Source organism: Marinospirillum alkalitolerans (genome assembly GCF_045055655.1).
Taxonomy (GTDB): domain Bacteria; phylum Pseudomonadota; class Gammaproteobacteria; order Pseudomonadales; family Halomonadaceae; genus Marinospirillum; species Marinospirillum alkalitolerans.
In genome coordinates this window covers 320,286-343,595 of the sequence record NZ_JBANFI010000001.1, presented here as the reverse complement: position 1 = coordinate 343,595, position 23,310 = coordinate 320,286, and the positions used below count along the sequence as shown (strand labels likewise).

At 53.9% G+C, this 23,310-nt stretch carries 23 protein-coding genes; 9 read left to right on the top strand and 14 right to left on the bottom strand.

What is annotated here, in order from left to right:
- Window positions 1-11: 11 nt before the first annotated feature.
- The 14 genes from V6U78_RS01550 to map form a co-directional block, all read right to left on the bottom strand.
- Entirely contained in the window at window positions 12-494 is a 483-nt protein-coding gene (locus V6U78_RS01550; RefSeq protein ID WP_405336492.1) for a phosphatidylglycerophosphatase A family protein, read from the bottom strand.
- 34 nt (window positions 495-528) lie between these two features.
- Window positions 529-1,476: a thiamine-phosphate kinase gene (gene thiL / locus V6U78_RS01545; protein WP_405336490.1), complete on the bottom strand. Its 948-nt coding sequence runs from the start codon at window positions 1,474-1,476 to the stop codon at window positions 529-531.
- 9 nt (window positions 1,477-1,485) lie between these two features.
- A complete protein-coding gene (gene nusB / locus V6U78_RS01540) occupies window positions 1,486-1,989 on the bottom strand; it encodes a transcription antitermination factor NusB (RefSeq protein ID WP_405336488.1) in 504 nt (167 codons plus the stop codon).
- Window position 1,990: 1 nt separating this feature from the next.
- Entirely contained in the window at window positions 1,991-2,467 is a 477-nt protein-coding gene (gene ribH / locus V6U78_RS01535) for a 6,7-dimethyl-8-ribityllumazine synthase (RefSeq protein ID WP_405336486.1), read from the bottom strand.
- 51 nt (window positions 2,468-2,518) lie between these two features.
- The gene (gene ribBA, locus V6U78_RS01530; protein WP_405336484.1) at window positions 2,519-3,634 is read right to left on the bottom strand and encodes a bifunctional 3,4-dihydroxy-2-butanone-4-phosphate synthase/GTP cyclohydrolase II; all 1,116 of its coding nucleotides are present in this window, start codon (window positions 3,632-3,634) and stop codon (window positions 2,519-2,521) included.
- Window positions 3,635-3,647: 13 nt separating this feature from the next.
- Complete coding sequence (gene ribD / locus V6U78_RS01525) at window positions 3,648-4,808, bottom strand: bifunctional diaminohydroxyphosphoribosylaminopyrimidine deaminase/5-amino-6-(5-phosphoribosylamino)uracil reductase RibD (RefSeq protein WP_405336482.1); 1,161 nt, start codon at window positions 4,806-4,808, stop codon at window positions 3,648-3,650.
- Window positions 4,809-4,813: 5 nt separating this feature from the next.
- On the bottom strand, window positions 4,814-5,290 hold the full coding sequence (gene nrdR / locus V6U78_RS01520) for a transcriptional regulator NrdR (protein ID WP_405336480.1): 477 nt from the start codon (window positions 5,288-5,290) through the stop codon (window positions 4,814-4,816).
- A gap of 38 nt (window positions 5,291-5,328) precedes the next feature.
- Entirely contained in the window at window positions 5,329-6,225 is an 897-nt protein-coding gene (locus tag V6U78_RS01515) for a bile acid:sodium symporter family protein (RefSeq protein ID WP_405336478.1), read from the bottom strand.
- Between the two features lie 90 nt (window positions 6,226-6,315).
- Window positions 6,316-6,702 (bottom strand): hypothetical protein, encoded by a 387-nt coding sequence (locus V6U78_RS01510; protein WP_405336476.1) that lies wholly within the window; start codon window positions 6,700-6,702, stop codon window positions 6,316-6,318.
- 182 nt (window positions 6,703-6,884) lie between these two features.
- Window positions 6,885-7,922, bottom strand: coding sequence for a 2,3,4,5-tetrahydropyridine-2,6-dicarboxylate N-succinyltransferase (gene dapD / locus V6U78_RS01505; RefSeq protein ID WP_405336474.1), 1,038 nt, complete (start codon window positions 7,920-7,922; stop codon window positions 6,885-6,887).
- 49 nt (window positions 7,923-7,971) lie between these two features.
- Complete coding sequence (locus tag V6U78_RS01500) at window positions 7,972-8,343, bottom strand: ArsC family reductase (protein WP_405336472.1); 372 nt, start codon at window positions 8,341-8,343, stop codon at window positions 7,972-7,974.
- A 1-nt stretch (window position 8,344) separates the two neighbouring features.
- The gene (gene dapC, locus V6U78_RS01495) at window positions 8,345-9,556 is read right to left on the bottom strand and encodes a succinyldiaminopimelate transaminase (RefSeq protein WP_405336470.1); all 1,212 of its coding nucleotides are present in this window, start codon (window positions 9,554-9,556) and stop codon (window positions 8,345-8,347) included.
- 91 nt (window positions 9,557-9,647) lie between these two features.
- The gene (locus V6U78_RS01490) at window positions 9,648-12,335 is read right to left on the bottom strand and encodes a [protein-PII] uridylyltransferase (protein ID WP_405336468.1); all 2,688 of its coding nucleotides are present in this window, start codon (window positions 12,333-12,335) and stop codon (window positions 9,648-9,650) included.
- A gap of 41 nt (window positions 12,336-12,376) precedes the next feature.
- Window positions 12,377-13,204 (bottom strand): type I methionyl aminopeptidase, encoded by an 828-nt coding sequence (gene map / locus V6U78_RS01485; RefSeq protein ID WP_405337074.1) that lies wholly within the window; start codon window positions 13,202-13,204, stop codon window positions 12,377-12,379.
- A gap of 267 nt (window positions 13,205-13,471) precedes the next feature.
- Here map and rpsB point away from each other — a divergent pair, with 267 nt between their 5' ends.
- The 9 genes from rpsB (at window position 13,472) to bamA (ending at window position 23,282) form a co-directional block, all read left to right on the top strand.
- Window positions 13,472-14,203 carry a 30S ribosomal protein S2 gene (gene rpsB / locus V6U78_RS01480; protein WP_405336466.1) on the top strand — a complete coding sequence of 244 codons (732 nt, stop codon included), beginning with the start codon at window positions 13,472-13,474 and terminating at the stop codon, window positions 14,201-14,203.
- Window positions 14,204-14,233: 30 nt separating this feature from the next.
- Window positions 14,234-15,097, top strand: a complete 864-nt coding sequence (gene tsf, locus V6U78_RS01475; protein ID WP_405336464.1) for a translation elongation factor Ts — start codon at window positions 14,234-14,236, stop codon at window positions 15,095-15,097.
- Between the two features lie 196 nt (window positions 15,098-15,293).
- Complete coding sequence (pyrH, locus tag V6U78_RS01470; RefSeq protein WP_405336462.1) at window positions 15,294-16,031, top strand: UMP kinase; 738 nt, start codon at window positions 15,294-15,296, stop codon at window positions 16,029-16,031.
- 19 nt (window positions 16,032-16,050) lie between these two features.
- Window positions 16,051-16,608, top strand: a complete 558-nt coding sequence (frr, locus tag V6U78_RS01465; RefSeq protein WP_405336460.1) for a ribosome recycling factor — start codon at window positions 16,051-16,053, stop codon at window positions 16,606-16,608.
- A 98-nt stretch (window positions 16,609-16,706) separates the two neighbouring features.
- On the top strand, window positions 16,707-17,453 hold the full coding sequence (uppS, locus tag V6U78_RS01460; RefSeq protein ID WP_405336458.1) for a polyprenyl diphosphate synthase: 747 nt from the start codon (window positions 16,707-16,709) through the stop codon (window positions 17,451-17,453).
- Between the two features lie 9 nt (window positions 17,454-17,462).
- A complete protein-coding gene (locus V6U78_RS01455; RefSeq protein WP_405336456.1) occupies window positions 17,463-18,260 on the top strand; it encodes a phosphatidate cytidylyltransferase in 798 nt (265 codons plus the stop codon).
- A complete protein-coding gene (gene ispC / locus V6U78_RS01450; protein ID WP_405336454.1) occupies window positions 18,260-19,447 on the top strand; it encodes a 1-deoxy-D-xylulose-5-phosphate reductoisomerase in 1,188 nt (395 codons plus the stop codon). Before V6U78_RS01455 ends, ispC begins: the two co-directional genes overlap by 1 nt.
- Before the next feature lie 16 nt (window positions 19,448-19,463).
- Window positions 19,464-20,819 (top strand): RIP metalloprotease RseP, encoded by a 1,356-nt coding sequence (rseP, locus tag V6U78_RS01445; protein WP_405336452.1) that lies wholly within the window; start codon window positions 19,464-19,466, stop codon window positions 20,817-20,819.
- A 129-nt stretch (window positions 20,820-20,948) separates the two neighbouring features.
- A complete protein-coding gene (gene bamA / locus V6U78_RS01440; RefSeq protein WP_405337072.1) occupies window positions 20,949-23,282 on the top strand; it encodes an outer membrane protein assembly factor BamA in 2,334 nt (777 codons plus the stop codon).
- Window positions 23,283-23,310 lie beyond the last annotated feature (28 nt).

The following is a 23,310-nucleotide window of genomic DNA, read 5'->3' as shown; positions in this document are numbered from 1 at the left end:
TAATATCCATACTAGAAAACAACATAATAGACAAAAAACAATATAATCCACGCATAAATACCTGCGAGGACATCGTCAATCATAATACCAAAACCACCAGAAACGCGTTGATCTAACCAACGAATCGGCCAAGGTTTAATAATATCGAAAAAACGAAACAAGATAAATCCTGCCAACGCCCATATCCAATTCACAGGTAAAAAAGCCATCGTGATCCAATAACCGACAAACTCATCCCATACAATACCGCCATGATCATGCACACCAATATCACGCGATGTTTTACCACAGAGCCAGCAGCCAAGCAGAAAAGCCAGTAAGGTCAGCAGGACATACAAGACAGGCGTCAGCTGTGCTAACAAGAAATACAGGGGCACAGCGGCCAAGGTCCCAAAGGTACCTGGTGCCCAGGGTGCGGCACCACTACCCAGCCCAAAGGCCAAAAAATGCACGGGATGACGCCAGACGGAAGCTGGAACTTGATTTCTGGGCATAGTGTTGATCCTTACGGCAAGTGCGCCGCGTTATTCAGAAGTGCTTAAATCCACGCGGCGCTAAAGGCGCACCGGCTTGATTGCGCATACCCGCGCCAGCGACACAGCGGCCAATGATGGTAAGGTGAGGGCAGAGCTGATGAGCGCGTGGCCAGGCTGTCGCAGGCAAAGTCAGCAACAGGGCATAATCATCCCCCCCTTCACAGGCGGCATCCAGCTGCTGCTCTGGGGTCCAGTGGTGTTTTAACCAGGGATGAATCGGCAGGGCCGCTAAATCCAGCTCAGCCGCCACGGCAGAGGCCGCTAATAAGTGCTGACAGTCGGCAAGCAGACCATCTGAGATATCAATACAAGCAGTGACGGGCACCTGATCACGCAGACGCAAGGCTTCCTGCATGCGACTTTCTGGCAGCATATAGGCCTGCTCGACAGCCCCCCATTGATGGCGATCTCGGGCCAATTCAGGATCACCCAGCAGGCTTTGCAAACCGGCATAGGCCGCACCAAGATCACCCAGCACGGCGATCAGATCACCCGCTTGAGCCCCCTGACGCCGCCATACACGATGCGCTGGCGCACGGCCTATCACCTGTACACTAATCGCCAGCGGCCCGCGTGTCGTATCGCCACCGATCAATGGGCAGCTCTGGGCCTCAGCAAAGGCGCGCAAGCCTTGGCTAAAAGCCTGCAGCCACGCTGGATCCTGCTCAGGCAGGCTGAGTGCCAGGGTGAACCCAACAGGCTCAGCGGCCATCGCACTCAGATCAGAAAAAGCAACAGACAGTGCCCGCCAACCGATAGCCCAAGGATCAGCCTGAGCGGGAAAATGCCGATCCGGCAAGGAGGTATCCACTGACAAGGCCAGCTGCTCCCCTGTGTGCCCTGCGAGCAAGGCGCAATCATCCCCAATACCCAGCACCACCTGCTGACTCGGTGTGCCGATACCAGAGAAGTACTGCTGGATCAGTGCAAATTCATCCATGATCTTGGCCTATTGCGATTGGCGCTTCGCTTGGATTTCAGCTCGACGCTGATGCTGGGCGAGCTTATCCACAATCCCGTTGATGTACTTGTGACTGGCAGTGGCACCAAAGCGCTTCGCCAACTCAACAGACTCATTGATAATGACGCGATAAGGCACATCAAGACGAAAGATCAATTCATAGGCCGCCAAGCGGAGCAAGGCCAGCTCAACAGGATCGAGTTCTTCAAGACGACGGTCGAGGAAATGACTATAGCTGTTATCCAGCTCTTGCACCTTTTGCGGTATCTGCTGAGCCAACTCATGAAAGTAAGCCAAGTCAGCGCGCTGTAATACCAGCGTGATTTCCTCATGCGGCTCCAAGCCATCATCTGGGACAGAAGCGCGAATGGCCGCCTCGACCTGATGCATAGGATTGCCGCTGATCTGCCATTGATAAAGGGCTTGCAAGGTCAGCTGACGTGCCGCAGAGCGGGCCTGACTACGAGAGGGCTTTTTCTTTGCAGCGGTCATATTAACGTCCCAGCGCCTGCAGCAGATGCACCATCTCTAGAGCAGCTTCAGCGGCTTCAGAACCCTTGTTACCCATTTTGGTACCTGAACGCTCAATTGCCTGCTCGATCGAGTTCACGGTCAGTACGCCATTGGCAATCGGTGTGCTGCTTTCCATCATGAGGCGTCCTAGAGCAGAGTTACACTCGCCGGCCACATATTCAAAATGGGGCGTACCACCACGAATCACCGCACCGAGCACGATCACCGCCGCTGGCTGACGCTGCTTTAACACCTGCTGAACGGCCAGAGGCAGCTCCCATGCACCGGGTGCCCGCACGATTTCTAGCTGCTCGCGCGCAATGCCATGACGGGTCAAGGTATCAACCGCACCCGCGACCAGACTCTCAACAACAAAGTGATTAAAACGGCCAACCACCAGGACAAACTGACCCTGCACGGCACCAAGTTGACCTTGGATTTCTTTAATCTGCTGCATATTCAATAACCTAAAGTTAAAGGAGGGTGGAGAATCAAAACCCATCAGCGCTTATTCTGCACCCAGTGTTTCGACAATTTCTAAATCAAAGCCAGACAAGGCTCCAAACTTCAACGGCGAAGAGAGCAGGCGCATCTTACCCACACCCAAAGCACGTAAAATCTGCGCGCCGGTTCCAATGGTTAAATAAGTGCCTGCGCCATCTTGGGCACTGGTACGCACTTCACGCTCCAGACCCAGGAAGCGCTTCAGCTGCACTTCAAGATCCGCTGGAGCTCCAGCAGGGGCCAGTAGGACCAGCACACCTTCGCCCGCTTCAGCAATCGCTTGCAAAGAACGACGCACATTCCAGCTGGCTTTGCCTGGCTGACGTGCATCGAGCAAATCCTTATAGGTATCCGCTTGATGCACGCGCACCAGCGTTGGACGCTCAGGGCTGGGCTGCCCCTTAACCAGCGCCAGATGATTGACCTTCTGCACATGATCCTGAAAAACCTGCACAGCAAACTCACCATGCTCAGTCTCTAGGGTATAACGCTCACCTGGGGTGACAGTATGCTCATTGGTCACGCGATAGTGGATCAAATCCGCAATGGTGCCAATTTTGAGCTGATGCTCGGCAGCAAAGGCTTCCAGATCAGGGCGACGCGCCATGGTGCCATCAGGATTCATGATTTCGACAATCACCGCCGCTGGCTCAAAACCCGCCAGTGCCGCCAGATCACAGCCTGCCTCTGTATGTCCAGCACGCTGCAGCACACCACCGGGCTGGGCGCGCAGTGGGAAGATATGCCCAGGTTGCACAATATCCGTCGCCTGCGCATTGCGTGCGACGGCCACCTGGACAGTTCGCGCACGATCTGCCGCTGAAATACCGGTCGTGACGCCGGTGGCGGCTTCTATCGACAGGGTGAAGTTGGTTGAGAACTGAGCACCATTTTGATCCACCATCAAGGGCAGGCGCAGCTGTTCACAACGCTGAGAAGTCAACGTCAAACAAATCAGACCACAGGCATGACGCGCCATAAAGTTGATCGCCTCTGGCGTCACTTTTTCAGCAGCCATAATCAGATCGCCTTCGTTTTCGCGATCTTCATCATCCATCAAGATCACCATCTTACCTTGACGCAGATCTTCAATAATCTCTTCAATACTATTCAGGGTCATAACTGCCTCTTGTTTATCGATTCTGGTGCTCACAGAGCAAGGTAAAACGCCAATCCCGACCCACGGCCCGCACATCCTGTACTCTCACCTGCGCGGCTTGTTGCAGCTGCACCACACCTGGCAGGCTTAATAAACCTCGTGCCGCATCCCCTAAAAACTGAGGGGCCATATATAAGTAAAGCTGCTGGATCAGGCCAGCTTGCAAAAAAGCACCACTCAACGCTGCGCCAGCTTCAATCATCACTTGATTCATCTGACGCTGGCCCAGCTGGTTCAGCAGTGCGTGCAGATCAATGCGCTCGTCACAACGCCTAGGTTGGAGTACAACCTCAGCGCCAGCACCCACCAGCGCTTCAACACGCTCTGGATGCCGCTGTGCCGCTTGCGCACAAGCCACCAGCATCACCGGAGCCGCATCCTGGAACAAGGCAGCATCGGTTGGCGTGCGTAAGGAAGAATCCAAAATAATGCGCGTGGGCTGCATAAAGCCAGTCTGCGCTAACCAAGGACCTTCACGCACCGTCAAGCGTGATTGATCGGCCAGCAGACTCGACACCCCAGTGATCACAGCGCAGGATTCAGCGCGTAAACGCTGGACATCACTTCTGGCCTCTGGGCCGGTAATCCATTGCGACTCACCTGAGGCCATCGCCGTGCGCCCATCCAGACTCATCGCCTGCTTGGCGATCACCCACGGCTGGCCTGTTTGCATTCGGTGCACAAAACCTTGGTTCAGCTCACGCGCTTCGTCTTCTAATATCCCACTGGTCACTTGGATACCAGCAGCAGCAATCCGAGCCAAGCCCTGCCCTGCCACCAAGGGGTTAGGATCTTGCATCGCCACCACCAGATGTGCAATGCCAGCTTGAATCAGCGCATCGGCACAGGGGGGGGTACGTCCAAAGTGGCTGCAAGGCTCCAAGGTCACATAGGCTGTTGCCCCCTGCGCTCGGCCTGCTGCCGCACGCAAAGCATGGACCTCAGCATGAGGCTCACCTGCACGCTGGTGCGCGCCTTCGCCAATCACCTGTCCATCTTTGACCAGCACGCAGCCCACGCGCGGATTCGGGCGGGTGGTGTAATAGGCTTGGCGCGCTAAGTGCAAAGCACGCGCCATATAGAATTCATGCGTCACGGATTTGACCTGCAGATCATTAAGGGCACGGCCAGCCACACAGCTTAGCCACCCTTGTGGGATAAGGCTTCATGCGGGGCGAGCTGATCGATCTCGGCCCGAAACTCATTGAGATCTTTAAACTGACGATACACTGAAGCAAAGCGGATATAGGCCACCTGATCCAGCTGTTTCAACTGCTGCATCACCAGCTCGCCAAGCTGCAAGGAGGCGACTTCTCGTTCACCGCTGGCACGCAGCTCTTGGCGAATTTTTTCTATGGCGGCTTCCAGCGCTTCTGTTTTCACTGGCCGCTTTTCTAACGCGCGTAAAAGACCTGCACGGAGTTTGGATTCCTCAAAACTCTCGCGCGATCCATCTCGTTTGACAATGCGCGGCATGTGTAGCTCGGCTGTTTCATAGGTCGTAAAGCGCTCACCACAGCTGAGGCATTCTCGACGCCGACGCACCTGTCCACCCTGCGCAACAAGGCGAGAGTCATTGACTTTTGTTTCCTGAGCACCACATAAAGGGCAATACATAGAGCCACCACAGCGAAGGCCGAGCCTAATTTAAGCGTCTATTTTATGCTAGTTTGCATCTTCTTGACAGTCAGATGCCGCTGCCAAAAAGACAAGCCCAACCCAAAGGCCAGGCTCGGGCCCAGCATCAGAATACCGTAGATCACCGGTGGCACCGACATCGCCGGATTATTCAGCACCACCAGCGTGACGACCAAGGCTGTACCACCATTTTGCACACCAACTTCTAGCCCGAGTGTCAAACGCTGTTTGGCTGACATCTGCCAGAGCCGCCCCCAGCACCAACCCGCCGCCAAAGCGACACAGTTCATCAGCAGCACAGCAGGTGCAGTCAAACGCAAGAACTCCGGCATGTTGTCCCAGTGTTTGTGAGTCAAGGCCAGCAAGACCAACAATAAGAAAACAACAGATGCCGGTTTCATCTTTGGCATCAACCAAGTGGCAAGACGGGGGTAGAGCGCGGCAAGCAGCATACCAAGGAATATCGGCAGCAGCGACACCAGCATCAATTGCGCCCAGGTTTGCAGCAGTGGTAGATGAATCGCCAGATCATGATTGAGCCAGACGTTCAGCACCCAGCTGGCTAAAAGTGGCAAAGTAAAGGGAACAAGCAAGCTGGTGATCGCGGTCAAGGTGACCGACAAGGCCACATCACCGCGCGAAAGAAACGTCATCAAATTTGAAGAAGCACCGCTAGGCGCAAAACTCAGAATCAATAAGCCAGCGGCAAAAACAGGGGGAAGATCGAAGACCCAAATGGCCAGCAAAGCGGCCAGTGGCGGAAGCAGAAACTGGCCTGCCAGGCCGGCTAAAATCACACGCGGAGCCTGACCAATACGCATAAAATCAGCCACGGATAAGGTCATGCCCATCCCGAGCATCATCATAAAGAGCGCCGCGGGCAGGAAGAAACTGAGTAACCAATCTTGTCCCATCGTCTTCTCTTCTGCTCACCAAGCCTAGATCAACCCAAGGGGCATCCAGGCAAAAAACAGGCGCTGTATCAAAGACAGCGCCGCACTTCCTTAGTCTTCGCGCTCTTCGTCAAGGTCTTCATCTTCATCAACGACCTGCGCCAAAAGAGGGGCCTGGTCATCTAAGTCAAACACCATGAAAGACAGCTCAACCTGAATAAAGGCATCAAAGACTTCACGCGAAAGCTCTTCAGGCCAGTAGGCAGGATCTTCTTCCCAAGAAAGGAGTTCGTTCTCAAACAGATCCACATAGCGTTCTTCCAAAAACACTTGGAGATCTTCGCCGTCTTCCAACTCTGGAACAAGATAGGTGGTGGCTTCTTGGTTAACTTCAGCCAAGGTCACCAGGTCATCGCTCTCATCATCTAAGCCATTAATCCAGTCAACAAATGGCTGCTTCAGCTTGATATTGATGGCTGAGCGGTTCAGCATTTTCATGGTGTTTCTCCGACAAGTGAATGCTGTGCATTATGCGCACTTCTGCGTAGGAAACCAAGAGATCTCCTGCTGCTCAGCAAAAGAAATCACCTTGTCTTGTGCAGATGAACAAAAATGCCTTCCTGATGGACATCAAGAAGGCATCCGCAACACCGTCTTAGGCGTGAAGAACAAGTAGCAGCCTAGTTCTTATGCAGTGCGGCATTCAGTTCAACGGCAGAGCGATTAGCGAGGCATTCAACACGACCATTGAGTGAGTTACGACGGAAAAGCAGATCCGTCTGGCCTGCCAGTTCACGCGCCGCCAGCGTTTTGACTTCCTGACCTGCCGCATCCAGCAACACCACCTTGGTGCCCGCAGTCAAATACAGGCCTGCCTCAACGGTGCAACGATCACCAAGAGGAATACCGATACCTGAGTTGGCACCGAGCAAGCAACGCTCGCCAACGCTGATGATGATACTGCCGCCACCTGAGAGGGTGCCCATTGTCGAGCAGCCACCGCCCAAATCAGAACCGGCACCAATAAAGACGCCAGCGCTAACGCGGCCTTCAATCATGCTGGGACCTTCAGTGCCTGCATTAAAGTTGACGAAACCTTCATGCATGATCGTGGTGCCTTCACCCAAATAGGCACCCAGGCGTACACGAGAGGCATCGGCAATCCGCACACCTGTGGGGATCACATAATCGGCCATACGCGGAAATTTATCGATGCTTTCTACGGTGAGGATACGGCCTTCCATGCGCGCTTGCAGCTGACGCGCGGGTAGCTCTTCAAGGTCAATCGCGCCATCGGTCGTCCAAGCCACATTCTTCAGCAGACCAAAAGCGCCAGTCAGATTGATTTGGTGCGGCTTCACCAGACGATGCGATAACAGGTGCAGTTTTAAATAGACTTCAGGCGTGCTTTGCGGATCGGCATCTTCTGCCAACAGCGTAATCACCAGAGGGCGGTGGCTGCGCTTCATCTGCTCAGCGATCACGGCCAAATCATGCGCATTCACTGCATCCAGCGCTTCAGATAAAGCGCTCAGACGATCAACAGTCAAAGTGCAAGATTGATTGCCTTCTGAGTACTGACAAGCGGCTTGCAGGGCTTCCACAATTTCAGGCGCTGGATTCAGCAGAGGTTTCGGATAGTAGACTTCCAACCACTCACCTTTTGCATTCTGTGTGCCTACACCAAAGCCACAGGCAAAAATCTTAGTTGTGCTCATTTCTTGTCCTCATTGATCAATAAATTGGTTAAGCCAGCCCAGCCCCTACTCAGCTCAGTAGCTGTTGCTGCCAGATCTCGGCATCAAAACCCACCAGCAGTGGCGTACAGCCTGTCACCAGCGGGCGCTTGATTAAACTGGGGTGAGCGGACATTAGCTGAATCGCTAAGGCCTGCTGGGCGGAGGGCTCGAGTGCCTCCAATAGCGCTTGTTTTTCTTCTGCAGGCAGCTGACGCCAGGTGGTGCCGCGACGATTCACCAGCACTTCCCAGCCGAGCTGATCAACGCAATCGCGCAGCCAGTCTGCATCAACGCCCTGTTTCTTGTAGTCGTGAAAAGCATACTCTAGGCCCTGATCTTGCAGCCATTGGCGCGCTTTTTTGACGGTTTGACAATTCGGGATACCATAAACGGTGAGCATTTTACCTTTTTTCCTCGCAGCCTGCTTCAATAAAACGTCGAATCCGCTGCGCGCCTTCGATACAGGCGGCTAATTCAGCCACCAGCGCGAGGCGAATGCGCCCTGCTGCAGGGTTATGGCCCTCCACTTCGCGCGATAAATAACGACCCGGCAAGACGGCGAGATTCTGGGTGGCCAGCAAGCGCTGGGTAAAAAGCCTGTCATCAATTGGTGTGCGCGGCCACAGATAAAACCCTGCATCTGGGCGCTGAACATCCATCACGGGCGTCAAAATATCGAGCACCGCATCAAACTTCTGCCGATACAGGGCACGATTCTCGCGCACATGCGCTTCATCCTGCCAAGCGGCGATTGAAGCCAGCTGGTGATGAGGCGGCATCGCACAGCCATGATAGGTACGATAACGCAAGAAGCGCTGCACCCACTGAGCATCCCCCGCCACAAAGCCGGAACGCAAACCAGGCAGGTTCGAGCGCTTAGAGAGAGAATGGAACACCAGACAGCGGGCATAATCCTGCCGACCCAGCTCAGCACAGACTTGCAATAAACCAACTGGCGGCTGGGCTTCATCATGATAAATCTCGGAATAGCATTCATCAGCGCAGATCACAAAATCATGCTCATCAGCGAGCGCGATCAGCTGCTTTTGCTGCTCCACAGAAAGCAAAGCCCCCGTAGGATTGCCTGGCGCACAGATAAAGACCAGCTGGGTAGCGGCCCAAACTTCAGCTGGCACCTGAGTAAAATCAGGCTGAAAACCTGTTTCTTCTTCACACGCCAGATAATGTGCCTCTGCGCCAGCCAATAAGGCCGCACCCTCATAAATCTGATAGAAGGGGTTGGGCATCACCACCTTGGCAGGGCGAGTGGGATCGATCGCCGCTTGCACAAAAGCAAACAGCGCTTCACGCGTGCCATTCACTGGCAGGACTTGCGTTGCTGGGTCTAAAGGCTGGGCATCCAACTGAAAGCGGCGAGTACACCAATCAGCAATCGCTTGACGCAAGGCCAAACTGCCCTGCGTCGCCGGATAGTGGCTGACTTGGCTTAAGCCCTGCTGTAATGCCTCCAGCACCTTGGCTGGCGCGGGATGCTGAGGCTCACCAATAGTCAAGGCGATAGGCGCCAGATCGGCAGGACGCTGAATCTCGGCGGTCAGCTGAGCCAGCTTTTCAAAAGGATAGGGATGGAGTTTTTCAAGATTGGGATTCATAGGCTCTCATTTCAATGGCTCTTATTTCAATCACTCTCATTTCAATGGCTCTCATTTCAATGAACACAGGGCGGGGCGGGGCGCGCCCATATTAGCGTCCTGCCTGCCGATCCAGCTCATCACACAGGCGCTGCTGCAGCCTGAGACAGAGATCTGGATCAGCAATGGGAGCACCATCGCGCTGGGTCACAAAAAAGACGTCTTCCACCCTCTCACCTAAGGTGGCAATTTTGGCGTTCTGCAGCAGCAGATCAAACTCAACAAAAATACGACCGATTCTGGCCAGCAACCCCGGCCGATCCGGCGTGACCACCTCCACTAGCGTACGCTGCTGATTGGCATCATTGCTGATATAGACCTGCGTTGGCAGCGTAAAATGCTTGAGCTGGCGCGGGGTATGCAGCTGCACTAGCGCCGGAAACTGCTCTGGATCTTTTAATGCACGCACCATTTCGAGGCGAATTTCCTCTAAACGCGCTGGATCACGCGGCACCTGACCATCCTGTTCCAAGACAATCAGGGTATTCAGGGTATAACCCTGACGACTGGTACAAAAACGCGCATCATGAATCGATAAACCCAGGCGATCCATCATCGTGGCGGTGGCCGCAAAACCAAAAGCCGCATCAGGGGCATGAATAAAGACCTTGGTGCCCCCTTCACGCATATCTTGCGTAGGCGCGGCCACCAAAACCAGCGGCTCATCTCGCTGGTGATGCAAGATACCCTGAGTATGCCAAGCCACCTCACTCGGGGCATCCTGCAGGAAGTAGTCTTCATCCAGCGTCGACCAAAGCGCGCGCACGGCTTCTGGCTCTTCACCCATATTGATCAGCAGGGCCATCGCCTCCTGCTGAGTTTCGGCGATCCACTCTTGCGGATCGATTGGATTCTCTAGCCCACGGCGGAAGGTGCGCGCTGTTTCGGCATACAACTGATTCAATAAGGCGGCGCGCCAGCCATTCCAAAGACGCGGATTGGTGGCATTTAAGTCCGCCACAGTCAGCAGATAGAGATAATCTAGATGCATCTGGCTGCCAACCTGCTCGGCAAAATGCAGAATCACATCCGGATCAGAAAGATCCTGCTTCTGCGCAGTCATCGACATCAGCAGGTGCTGCTCAACCAGCCAGACCAATAAGCGCTGATCGCGCAAGGACAGCTGATGCTGCTTTGCAAAACGTAGCACATCCTCAGCACCCAGTTCGGAGTGATCGCCACCGCGCCCTTTACCTAAATCATGGTAGAGGCCTGCAATCCATAATAACTCCAGCTTCGGGATATGCTGTATCAAGCGTGTTGCCAGCGGGTAGTCTTGCTCAGCTTCAGGAGTACGAAACACCTGCAAGAATTTGAGCAGTTTCAGCGTATGGGCATCCACAGTATAGATATGAAAAAGATCATGCTGAGTCAGTCCAACAGCATGACCAAACTCAGGCAAATAGCGCCCCAAGATGCCATAGCGGCTCATCCGGCGCAGCTGTAAGGCCACATTCCCCTCGCTACGCAGCAAAGCCATAAACAAGCTGCGCGCGCGCAAATCACGTCGGAAAGCTTCATCGACAAGATAACGGGCATCTCGAATAGCGCGGATAGTTGTCGCACGCACGCCTTGAATTTCTGGGTGCTGCGCCATCAACAAAAAGATCTCGATCAGGGCAAAGGGCTGCTGCTCAAACACATCGGGCGATCTGGCCTCAATAAACTGCTCAGCCATCTGAAAACGACGATTCAAGATACGTGGTGGTTCAGCAGGAGCCGACGATGCCAGCAGGGCCTGCTCAAAATGTTGCAGCAGCACATCGTTCAGCTCACTCAAACTGGTGACTACGCGATAATAGCGCTTCATAAACTGCTCAACAGCCAGGCGCTTATCCGTATCCAAATAGCCAAACAGCATCGCCAATTGGCGCTGGTAATCAAACAGCAAGCGATCTTCAGCCCGTGGCGCTAAAAGATGAAGAGCAAAGCGCACCTGCCATAAAAAACACTGCCCCTGCTCAAGAATACGCATTTCACTGGCCGTTAAAAAACCGGATGACAGCAGATCCTGCAAGGAGTCAGCCTGAAAGTGACGTTTGGCGACCCAGCCGATCATCTGGATATCGCGCAGGCCGCCTGGCGAACTTTTGACGTTGGGTTCGAGGTGATACTCACTATTATTAAAACGATGATGCCGCGCGATCTGCTCCTGCCACTTCGCCTTAAAGAACTTGGCTGAAGGCCACATGCATTCAGTGCTTAAACGCTGCACCATTTCCTGACGCAGGCCATCCTCGCCGGCCAGAGTTCGATTCTCAGACAGGTTGGTGATCACGGTTAAATCAGCCCGCGCCTCTCGCTCACAATCATTTAATGAGCGCACGCTCTGCCCAACATCCAGCTTGATATCCCATAAAAGCGTGATCAAGGCTGTCAGCTGGTCACGCACTGGCCCATCATCATCCTGCTTTAATAAAAACAGCAGATCGATATCGGATTTAGGATGCAGCTCGCCGCGGCCATAGCCACCGACAGCCAACAGCGCAATCTCACCCTCTGGCCATTCAAAAAGCGACCAGATGGCTTTCAGCAGCTGATCCATGGCCCAGGCACGTCCATAGACCAGATCACGAATATCCGCGCCATCATAAAAGGCTTGCGCCAGACGCTGATCGATCACACCCAGCGCTTTTTTCAGCAACACCACCCGTGATTCCTGCGCGGCATGCAACTGCTGCTGCAGCTTCGCGAAATCATAGAGCTGCACATCGGGTTGAAAACGATAAACCGAACTCATGATGGCTCCTTGGCAGCGCGCAGGCGAGAGCTGGGCTGAGACTAGAAGTGTTCTTCCTGGCGTCGGGTCAACACCTCAACCCCATCCGCCGTGACCAGCAAGGTATGCTCCCACTGGGCAGACAGACTGTGATCCTTGGTGACCACCGTCCAGCCATCCTTCAGCAGCTTACAATGACGCTGGCCAGCGTTAATCATCGGCTCAATGGTTAAACACATGCCTTCCTTTAAGGCGACATCGGTTCGCTGGGTATAGCCATCATAATGCAGCACCTGCGGATCTTCGTGAAAAACCGCGCCAATACCATGACCACAATACTCTTGCACGACCGCAAAGCGCTCTTTTTTGGCCATCTCTGCAATCGTCTGACCGATGGTGGAGAGGCGTGTACCTGGACGCACCAGATCTATCGCTGCATACAGGGCTTGCTGCGTAAACTCACATAAACGACGCGCCATGATACTCGGCTCGCCAACATAGAACATCTTGCTGGTATCGCCGTGATAGCCATCCACTATCACAGTGACATCAATATTCACTATGTCGCCTTTTTTGAGCAGCTTGGCATCATCTGGAATACCGTGACAGATCACATGATTGACCGAAGTACAGATCGACTTAGGAAAACCGTGATAATTCAGCGGCGCAGGAATGGCTCCACGTTCAACAATATACTGGTGACTAATACGATCCAACTCACCCGTACTGACCCCCGGCTGGATAAAAGGCTCCAGCATCTCCAGCACTTCGGCTGCCAGTCGACCTGCGGCGCGCATCTTGACGATTTCATCCGCCGTTTTAATTGGGATATTCATAATCTTGAGCTCTGTCTTGGATGAATGCTTTATATCGAAGCGGCTTTGTGCTATAAAGTGCGCGCTCGAAAGAACCCCCGAAGGATACGGCAAGGCTAAGACGAAGGCAAATCCTCGCGTTCTAGTCAACTTTTGCCCGCCAACGTGCTGTTTTTCTCGATCCAGTGCAGGCCATCAGGCTGAGCACTTAAACCAAGTCACACATAGACCGACACAGTCATCTGGGTGCTGAGGCTAGGCAAGACTCAAGATGAAGTCAGCCTATCCAAGGTTGATGGCTGGGGTGTATGGAGGCCTAACCCTAATATTCGGAGTTTTATCATGTCTCAAGTTTCAATGCGCGATCTGTTGCAAGCCGGTGCTCACTTTGGTCACCAAACTCGTTACTGGAACCCCAAGATGGGCAAGTACATCTTTGGTGCACGTAACAAGATCCACATCATCAACTTGGAAAAAACCGTTCCTGCTATCAACGAAGCGATCAGCTTTGTTGAGAAACTGGCTAACGGCAAAAACAAAATTCTGTTTGTTGGTACTAAGCGCGCTGCCAGCAAAATCATCCGTGAAGAAGCAGACCGGGTGAACATGCCTTATGTTAACCACCGCTGGTTGGGCGGTATGCTGACGAACTACAAAACTATTCGTCAGTCTATCCGTCGTCTGCGTGACTTAGAAACGCAACAGCAAGATGGCACTTTTGACAAGCTGACCAAAAAAGAAGTGCTGATGAACCAGCGCGAAATGGAAAAGTTGGAGCGTTCTATCGGCGGTATCAAAAACATGGGCGGTCTGCCTGACGCACTGTTTGTTGTTGACGTAGACCACGAGCGTCTGGCCATCAACGAAGCCAACAAGCTGGGCATTCCTGTCATCGGTATTGTTGATACCAACTCTAACCCAGATGGCGTTGATTTCGTTATTCCTGGTAACGATGACGCGATCCGTGCCGTGAAGCTCTACGTCAGCGCCATTGCGAATGCGTGCAGCAAAGCAGGCGATGCCACTCCAGAAGAGCTGGTTGAAGTCGCTGCTGAAGATAACGCTGCAGAATAATTTTCTAACATCTCAACAAGGGGATAGAACATGGCTGCCATTAGCGCCTCCCAAGTGAAAGAATTACGCGAGCGTACCGGTCTGGCAATGATGGAGTGCAAAAAAGCACTCCAAGAAGCCGATGGTGACATCGAGCTGGCGATTGAAAACCTGCGCAAATCTTCAGGTCTGAAAGCCGCCAAAAAAGCAGGCCGTATCGCTGCTGAAGGCGCCATTGCAACGCGCGTTGCTGCCGATGGTAGCTACGGCGTGATGATCGAAATCAACTCTGAAACTGATTTCGTTGCACGTGATGACAACTTCCTGAACTTCGTTAGCCAAGTTGCTGACAAGCTGCTGGAAACACGCGAAACCGATATCGCTACTCTGACTGCAGGCGAGCTGGAATCAGCACGTGAAGCACTGGTACAAAAAATCGGCGAGAACATCACTGTACGTCGTGCCGTTGTTGTTGAAGGCGAAGTAATTGGTGAGTATGTTCACGGCGGCCGTATCGGCGTACTGACTCAGCTGAAAGGCGGCACACAAGAAGCGGCTAAAGATGTGGCGATGCATGCTGCGGCTGTTAACCCACGCGTCTGCAAGCCAGAAGACATGCCTCAAGAAGTGCTGGATAAAGAGAAAGAAATCATCCTGGCGCAACCTGATATGGCGGGCAAGCCTGCTGAAATCGCTGAAAAGATGGTTGGCGGTCGTATCAAGAAGTTCTTGGCTGAAAACAGCCTGACTGAGCAAGCCTTCATCAAAAACCCAGAGCAAACTGTCGCGGCTTATGTTAAAGCAGCGGGCGGCGAGCTGCTGAGCTTTGTTCGCTTTGAAGTTGGCGAAGGCATTGAAAAAGAAGAAGTGGATTTTGCTGCTGAGGTAGCTGCTCAAGCGGCGGCCAGCAAGTAAGACCCTTCTTGTCTCGGATTTCAGCTCATGAAATCACTGAGGCACCCACAGAAACGTGCTGGCTCCAACCAGCACGTTTTTGCGCAACTGGGGCTTTTGCTTCTTACTGCCCCTTGCTTGCATCCGCATGACCCACCTGATGCCGCTCAGCCAGAGCCTTGCATCATGGATATTCGACCCAGCCAGGAGACCTAACATGAACACCAATGAACGCAACGCTAAATACAAGCGTATTCTGCTCAAACTCAGTGGCGAAGCGCTGATGGGCGATCAGGAATTTGGTATCGATCCCAAGGTGCTTGATCGTATGGCACTAGAAATAGGCCAGCTGGTCGGTATCGGTGTTCAGATCGGCCTGGTGATCGGTGGGGGCAACCTCTTCCGGGGTGCTGCCCTGCATGCTGCTGGCATGGAAAGGGTCACAGGCGATCACATGGGCATGCTGGCAACAGTCATGAACGGCCTCGCGATGCGCGATGCACTAGAACGCTGTAATATTCGCACCCGGGTCATGTCGGCCATCCCCATGAGTGGTGTTGTCGAACACTATGATCGCCGCTCTGCGATTCGCTATCTGACGGCTGGCGATGTCGTGATCTTCTCTGCAGGCACAGGCAACCCCTTCTTTACAACCGATTCAGCCGCCTGCTTGCGCGGTATCGAAGTCGATGCCGATGTGGTGATCAAAGCCACCAAGGTCGATGGCGTGTATGATAAAGACCCAGTGCGTTTTGCTGATGCGGTGAAGTATCAGCGCCTGAGCTACGACGAGGCGCTGGATCAAAAACTGGAAGTCATGGATCTCACTGCGATTTGTCTGGTCCGCGACCAAGGCATGCCAGTCCGCGTCTTCAACATGAACAAACCCGGTGCGCTCCTCAATCTGGTGGTGGGCGGCCAAGAAGGCACTCTGATCGATCAGGGTGAAGCTTGATTCTAACGAGGCGAATACCGTGATTAACGAAATCAAAAAAGACACTCAAGAGCGCATGGACAAGTCCTTAGAGTCGCTCAGCATTGCATTCAATAAAATCCGTACTGGCCGAGCGCATCCCAGCATTCTCGATTCAGTGCGTGTGGACTACTACGGCAGCGAAGTGCCTATCAGTCAGGTCGCGAATGTCAACGTCGAAGACAACCGGACTCTGGTCGTGATTCCTTGGGAAAAAAACATGGTGCCTGCGGTTGAAAAGGCCATCATGAAGTCAGATCTGGGCCTCAACCCCAATACTGCCGGAACCAATATTCGTGTGCCTATGCCGCCGCTGACTGAAGAAACCCGCAAGGGCTATATCAAGCAAGCCAAGGCTGAAGCTGAGCATGCACGTGTTGCTGTACGGAATATCCGCCGTGATGCCAACAATCAGCTCAAGGCCTTGCTGAAAGACAAAGAAATCAGCGAAGACGAAGAGCGCCGTGCGCAGGATGAGATCCAGAAGATGACCGATCAGCATATCAGCGAAGTCGATCGCACTCTGGCCAGCAAAGAAGAAGACTTGATGCAAATCTAGTGCAGCAGGGGTGCTTAAGCACCCCTTCCTGCTCAGGATTCTGATTCAGCGGCTTGAGGTTTCACCTTGGGCGCACCATGCTAAGGATGCCGAATCTCATGGCTGAACCCCAATTAACCAACCTGCCTCGCCATGTTGCCATTATCATGGATGGCAATAATCGCTGGGCTCAGCAACGTCATTTACCTGGCTTGGCTGGACACAAGGCCGGCGTCGAATCTGTGCGCGCGGTGATCGAAGTGGCTTTGCGCCAGGGTATTGAGTACCTCACGCTCTTTGCCTTTTCAAGCGAGAACTGGTCGCGCCCACAAGATGAAGTCTCAGGCTTGATGGAGCTCTTTAAATGGGCGCTCAAGCGCGAAGCCAAGCGTCTTCATAAATATCAAGTCCGCCTCAAAATCGTTGGCGATCGCAGCGCCTTTAGTGCGGATCTGCAAGAGCTGATGGCGAAGGCCGAAGCCCAAACGGCCCAGCATCGTAAGCTCACGCTGATTATTGCAGCCAACTATGGCGGCCGCTGGGATCTACTCCAAGCCACACAAAAACTCTGCCAGCTTAGCCAACAAGGTCAACTTGAGCCTGAACAGCTTTCTGAGGCGACCCTCGCCAAGCATCTCGCCCTCGCTGAATTCCCTGATCCTGATCTGTGCATCCGCACCAGCGGTGAACAGCGTATCAGCAATTTTTTGCTGTGGCAGATGGCCTATACCGAATTTGTGTTTCCTGAACTCCACTGGCCAGATTTTCGCCAACAGGCCTTTTATGACACCCTCCATGCCTTTGGCCAGCGTGAACGCCGCTTTGGTGGTCGCCAACCTGCTGCTCAGCCAATCCAGCCTGAATAAGGAATCTCTATGTTAAAGCAACGTCTGCTCACTGCGCTGCTGCTGGCCCCTGTTGCACTCTGGGGACTCTTTTACCTAGAGGGTCTCTCTTTTGCCCTCTTTACCTCAGTAGTGATCGGCATCGCCGCTTGGGAATGGGCGCGCCTCTCGCAGCTACCTGCATTAGGTCAAATCCTCTACCCTGCCGCCATTCTTGCACTGCTGGCCAGCGCCTATCATCAGCCTCATCTGCAGTATCAGGCTTTATGGGTCGCGGCTATCTGGTGGCCCCTGGCCTTGATTCTGGTGATGACTCATCCGCGCTGGGTCAGCTGGTGGCGCTGCCCCGCACGCCGCGCCTTTTTAGGCTTGATGGTACTGGTCCCAGCCTGGTGTGGCCTGCAAATTCTACGCGTGGATGGCTTCTTTTGGCTGCTCTACGTCCTGTTGCTGACTTGGATGGCCGATATCGGCGCTTATTTTGCAGGGCGTGCCTTGGGTCGCCGCAAACTGGCTCCGGCTGTCAGCCCTGGTAAATCCTGGGAAGGCGTTTACGGCGGCCTGTTAGGAACCAGCCTGCTGAGTCTAGGCGCTGGCTACTATCTGAGCTATGGCTGGGCAGATATCCTCCAGCTGTGGATCATCACACTGATCATCACCGCAGCTTCGGTCTTGGGTGATCTGATGGAAAGCCTGATTAAACGCGAAGCCGGTATGAAGGATTCCAGCCAGCTGCTGCCGGGGCATGGTGGCTTTATGGATCGGATTGACAGCCTGACTTCTGCCGTACCACTTTTTGCTCTTCTGCTGCTCTACGGGGGCCTCTAGTGAAGCGCGTCGCCCTCTTAGGTGCAACTGGCTCGATTGGTGAATCCAGCCTGGATGTCCTGCTGCGTCATCCAGATCGCTATCAGATTTTCGGTGTGAGCGGACACCAGCGCCTGGATCGCCTATTTGACATTTGCCTTGCAACACGCCCTGAGATCGCTGTGGTTCCCGATGCCGCTGCCTTGGCCTTTGAACAACGCCTTCGCCATGCGGGCCTCACGACTCAGGTGCTGGCAGGTGAAGCGGGTTTGATGACACTGGCGCAACAGGCGCAGGTTGATTGCGTGATCGCCGCCATTGTTGGGGCAGCGGGGCTGCTGCCTACGCTGGCCGCCGTCGAGCAAGGCAAGCAGGTCCTCTTGGCCAACAAAGAAGCACTGGTCATGTCGGGCGCGCTGTTTATGGATCGCGCTGGCCGCTCAGGTGCCCAACTCTTGCCGCTAGATTCAGAACACAATGCGATCTTCCAGTGTCTCCCAACCCACTGGAAGCAGGCTCCACTCGCCGAGCAGGGCATCACTCAGCTGCTGCTGACCGCCTCAGGTGGCCCCTTCCGTGGCAAGTCGCGAGCGCAGCTTCAATCCGTCACGCCAGAGCAGGCCATCGCTCACCCCAACTGGTCGATGGGCCAAAAGATTTCGGTGGATTCTGCCACCTTGATGAATAAGGGGCTGGAGTTGATCGAAGCCTGTTGGCTGTTTGATCTGCCGCAAGAGCAGATCGATGTGGTGGTGCATCCACAAAGCATTATTCATTCAATGGTGCGCTATACCGATGGCAGTGTACTGGCGCAGATGGGGCAACCCGATATGCGCACCCCGATTGCCCATGCCCTGGCCTGGCCAGAGCGGATCGACTCAGGGGTCGCGGCGCTGGATTTTATGCAGCTCAGCCAGCTTGAGTTTCAGGCACCTGATCACCAGGCCTTTCCCTGTCTCAATCTGGCGCGCCAGGCCATGAGTGCGGGCGGAACGGCACCCGCCATTTTGAATGCCGCCAATGAAGTGGCTGTAGAGGCTTTTCTCGCGCGACAGATCCCCTTTTTGGCCATCGCAGAGCTGGTCGAACGGACTTTAGCCGCTTCTTCTGTGCAGGCAGCAAACGATCTGGACTTTTTATTGTCTGAGGATCGTCAGGCGCGCCAACGCGCTCAACAGCTGATCCCGCATTTGTCTACAACCTTGTGACTGAATAGCGAAGCCTATGGAATTTATACAAACACTTGCCGCGTTAGCTGTCACCCTTGGGGTGTTGATTACCTTTCATGAGTATGGTCACTACTGGGTTGCGCGCCGCTGTGGTGTGAAGGTGCTGCGCTTTTCTGTCGGCTTTGGCCGTCCGCTGCTGCGCTGGCATAACAAGGAAGGCACCGAGTTCGTGCTTGCTGCCATTCCTCTCGGCGGCTATGTCAAAATGCTCGATGAACGTGAAGGCGATGTGCCGCCTGAACTGGCCGAGCAGTCTTTTAACCGTAAAACGGTTGGACAGCGCTTTGCGATTGTCGCCGCTGGCCCCCTGGCTAATTTTCTGCTTGCTATTTTTGCCTACTGGTTGGTTTTTGTCATTGGCACGCAGGTTGTGGCTCCCATTATTGGCCAGGTAGAAGAGAATTCACCTGCGGCCGTCGCTGGTTTACAAGCGGGAGATGAACTGCTCAGTATTGATGGTCGCGCCACGCCCGGTTGGCAGGCGGTTGGCCTGGCCCTGTTGAGCCGGATGGGAGAAAGTCGCCATCTGGCGATTGAAGTGCGTGACGAATTCGGCCAGCAGCGTCAGCTCACACTCGAACTGGATCGTTTTCTGGCCGGTCAAACTGATCCTGATCCCTTTACCAGTCTTGGCATTCGTCCTTGGCGACCCGAGGTCCAACCCATTCTGGCCACGATCCAGTCTGGCGGGGCAGCGGCACAAGCCGGATTACGCCCTGGTGACCGCATCCTTCAGGTCAATCAACAGCCCATCTCCAGCTGGGCTGAGCTAGTCGACTGGTTACAAGGTCATCCCGAAACAGCCCTGACACTCAAGCTAGAACGCGATGGTTTCGAGCAGGAAAGAAGGATCATTCCAGCGGCACGCACACTCGAAACAGGGCAGCAGGTTGGCTTTATCGGAGCCGGCGTCGAGATGCCCAGCTGGCCAGAAGAGCGACTGCGCGAGCAGCGCTTTGGCCCGTTTGAAGCCAGCTGGCGAGCCGTGCAGAAAACAGGTGAAATGAGTCAGCTCACTCTGGTGTCCATCGGCAAGATGATTTCCGGCCTGATCAGTCCAACCAATCTTTCTGGCCCGATCACCATCGCACGCGTCGCCAATGATTCAGTCAAATCTGGCTGGGAGAGTTTTATTACTTTTCTGGCCTATGTCAGCATCAGCCTGGCGATCCTCAACTTGCTGCCCATTCCGGTGCTCGATGGTGGTCATCTGCTCTTTTATGCCATCGAGGCCGTACGTGGCAAGCCAGTATCAGAACAGGCTCAGGCTGTCGCCACCCGTTTTGGTCTTGCGATACTCGGCAGCCTAATGCTGATGGCCTTTTATTTTGATTTATTGCGCCTTGGCTAGCCCAGGCACAGCAGGAACCCCCTTCCCTACTTGTAGGCGAGGGGCGATATCATTTATTGTTGTCGACTTTCTTGCTATGCGTGGCCAGCCCTTCAAGGGCTCATCAACATTTGAAGAGTGGAATCCTGTATTGTGACCTCAACAAAAAAAATCGCTGCATTACTACTCTGTTGTTTGTTTGGACTCTCCAGCGCAGCGGCAGACGAAAGCTTCCATATCAATGACTTACGCCTTGAAGGTCTACAGCGTGTTTCCCCTGGTAGCGTTTTTGCTGAGTTGGATCTGATCGGTGTGGATCGCATCTCGCGTGCTGATATCACCCGTCTTTCCAAGCAGCTCTATGCCACCGGCCTGTTTGATGATCTGGCCTTTTACGAGCAAGATGGCTTGTTGATTCTGCGAGTCAGTGAGCGCCCCACACTCCAGAGCCTCGAAATCACCGGCAATCAGAAGGTCTCCAGCGATGATCTGCGTCAGGGTCTCACCCAAGCTGGCTTGGAGACAGGACAGATTTTCCAGCGCTCCACACTGGAGCAGATCAACCTTGAGCTGCAGCGCATGTATCATGCCCAAGGCCGCTATACCGCAAGTATCACCAGCCGTGTTGAAGAACTACCGCGCAATCAAGTACGCGTGCATCTAGAGATCAACGAAGGCAGCGTCGCCACCATTCAACGGATCAATATTGTGGGCAATCAGGCCTTTGATGATGCCACCCTGCTGGCCCGCATGGAGCTGAAAGAAGATCGCGGCTGGACCCTCATGTCCTCTGCTGATCAGTATTCACGCGAGAAGCTGAATGGAGATCTCGAACGTCTACGCTCCTGGTATTTGGATCGCGGCTATTTGCGTTTTAATATCGAATCCACCCAGGTCAGCATCAGCCCAGACAAGCAACATATTTATATTACCGTCAATGTCCATGAAGGTGAGCGCTACACCATCAGCGAAGTTGAATTGGCAGGCAATCTGATTCTTGAAGAAGAGCAGCTGCGTCCGTTGATTCGTACCCAAGTGGGTCAGCCCTTCTCGCGTAGCGCGATGACAGGCTCAACCGATGCCTTGCGCAGTCGCCTCAGCGGCGAAGGCTATACCTTTGCGGATATCAACGCCCAGCCGATTATTGATGATGAACAGCTCGAGGTGAAGCTGGTTTATCAGGTACAACCAGGGCGCAGAATGTATGTGCGCCGTATTCACTTCCGTGGCAATACCTCGACTCAAGATGAGGTCCTGCGCCGTGAAATGCTGCAAATGGAAGGGGCCTCAGCCAATAGCGATCTGATCGATGCCTCACGCGCGCGCTTAGAGCGCCTTGGCTTCTTTAGTCAGGTCAGTGTCGATTTACGTCCTGTCCCGGGTAGCGAGGATCTGCTCGATATTACCTACAGTGTAGAAGAACAGCCTTCTGGTTCGATTCAGGCCAGCATCGGCTATTCGCAGAACAGCGGTATCGTTTATGGCGCGTCCATCTCACAGCGTAACTTCCTTGGGACGGGCAATACAGTCAGCATGTCGGCCAACAAGAGCGACTTCAGAACCAGCTATAACTTCTCTTATCTCAATCCTTACTACACCATTGATGGCGTCTCGCGTGGCTTTAACCTCTTCTATCGCGAAACAGATTTTGGCGAGATGGATGTAACCCGCTTTGCGACTGATGCCTATGGCGCCAATGTCACCTATGGCTATCCTATATCGCGTGATAGCCGCGTGAGCCTGTCGTTGGGCTTTGATCAAACCGATGTCTATCTCGGTCGTCCAACCACCCCTGAAATCCAAGAGTTTACTGATGAATATGGCTTGAGCTTCTTCAACTACAAGCTCACCGGCCGCTGGACACAAAACCGCCTGAACCGTGGCGTCTTGCCCACCGCAGGCAGCTTCCAGCGCGTCAGTCTAGAAGTCGCTACCCCAGGTTCTGACTACCAGTTCTATAAGCTCGATTATCGTGGGCAGCGCTTCTTCCCCTTCGGCTCAGGCTGGTCTTTGAAGCTGCGTACCGATCTAGGCTATGGCCGTGGACTAGGTAGTGACTATACACGCCTGCCCTTCTACGAACACTATTATGCAGGTGGTCTCGGCTCTGTACGTGGCTACCGCTCCAATAGTTTGGGCTATCGCCCAGACAACACCACCAATGCGGCCTTTGGGGGCAATATTCTGCTCGAAGGCTCGGCTGAACTGATCTTCCCCTTGCCCTTTATTGAAGATCAACGCGCATTGCAGACCAGCCTCTTTATTGATGCAGGTGGTGTCTTTACCGATCAGTGCTACCAGGCCAGCATCGAGCAAGGCTGTGAAGACGGCATTTTATGGGATGAAGTTCGCTATTCTGCCGGTGTGAGTTTGACCTGGATTACCGCCATTGGCCCCCTGACATTCAGCTTGGCTCGCCCCCTGAATGATGATGCCAATGACCGCACTGAGGTGTTCCAGTTCTCTTTAGGACAAACCTTTTAACGGATGATGCCGCTGCCGCGCGCTCAGC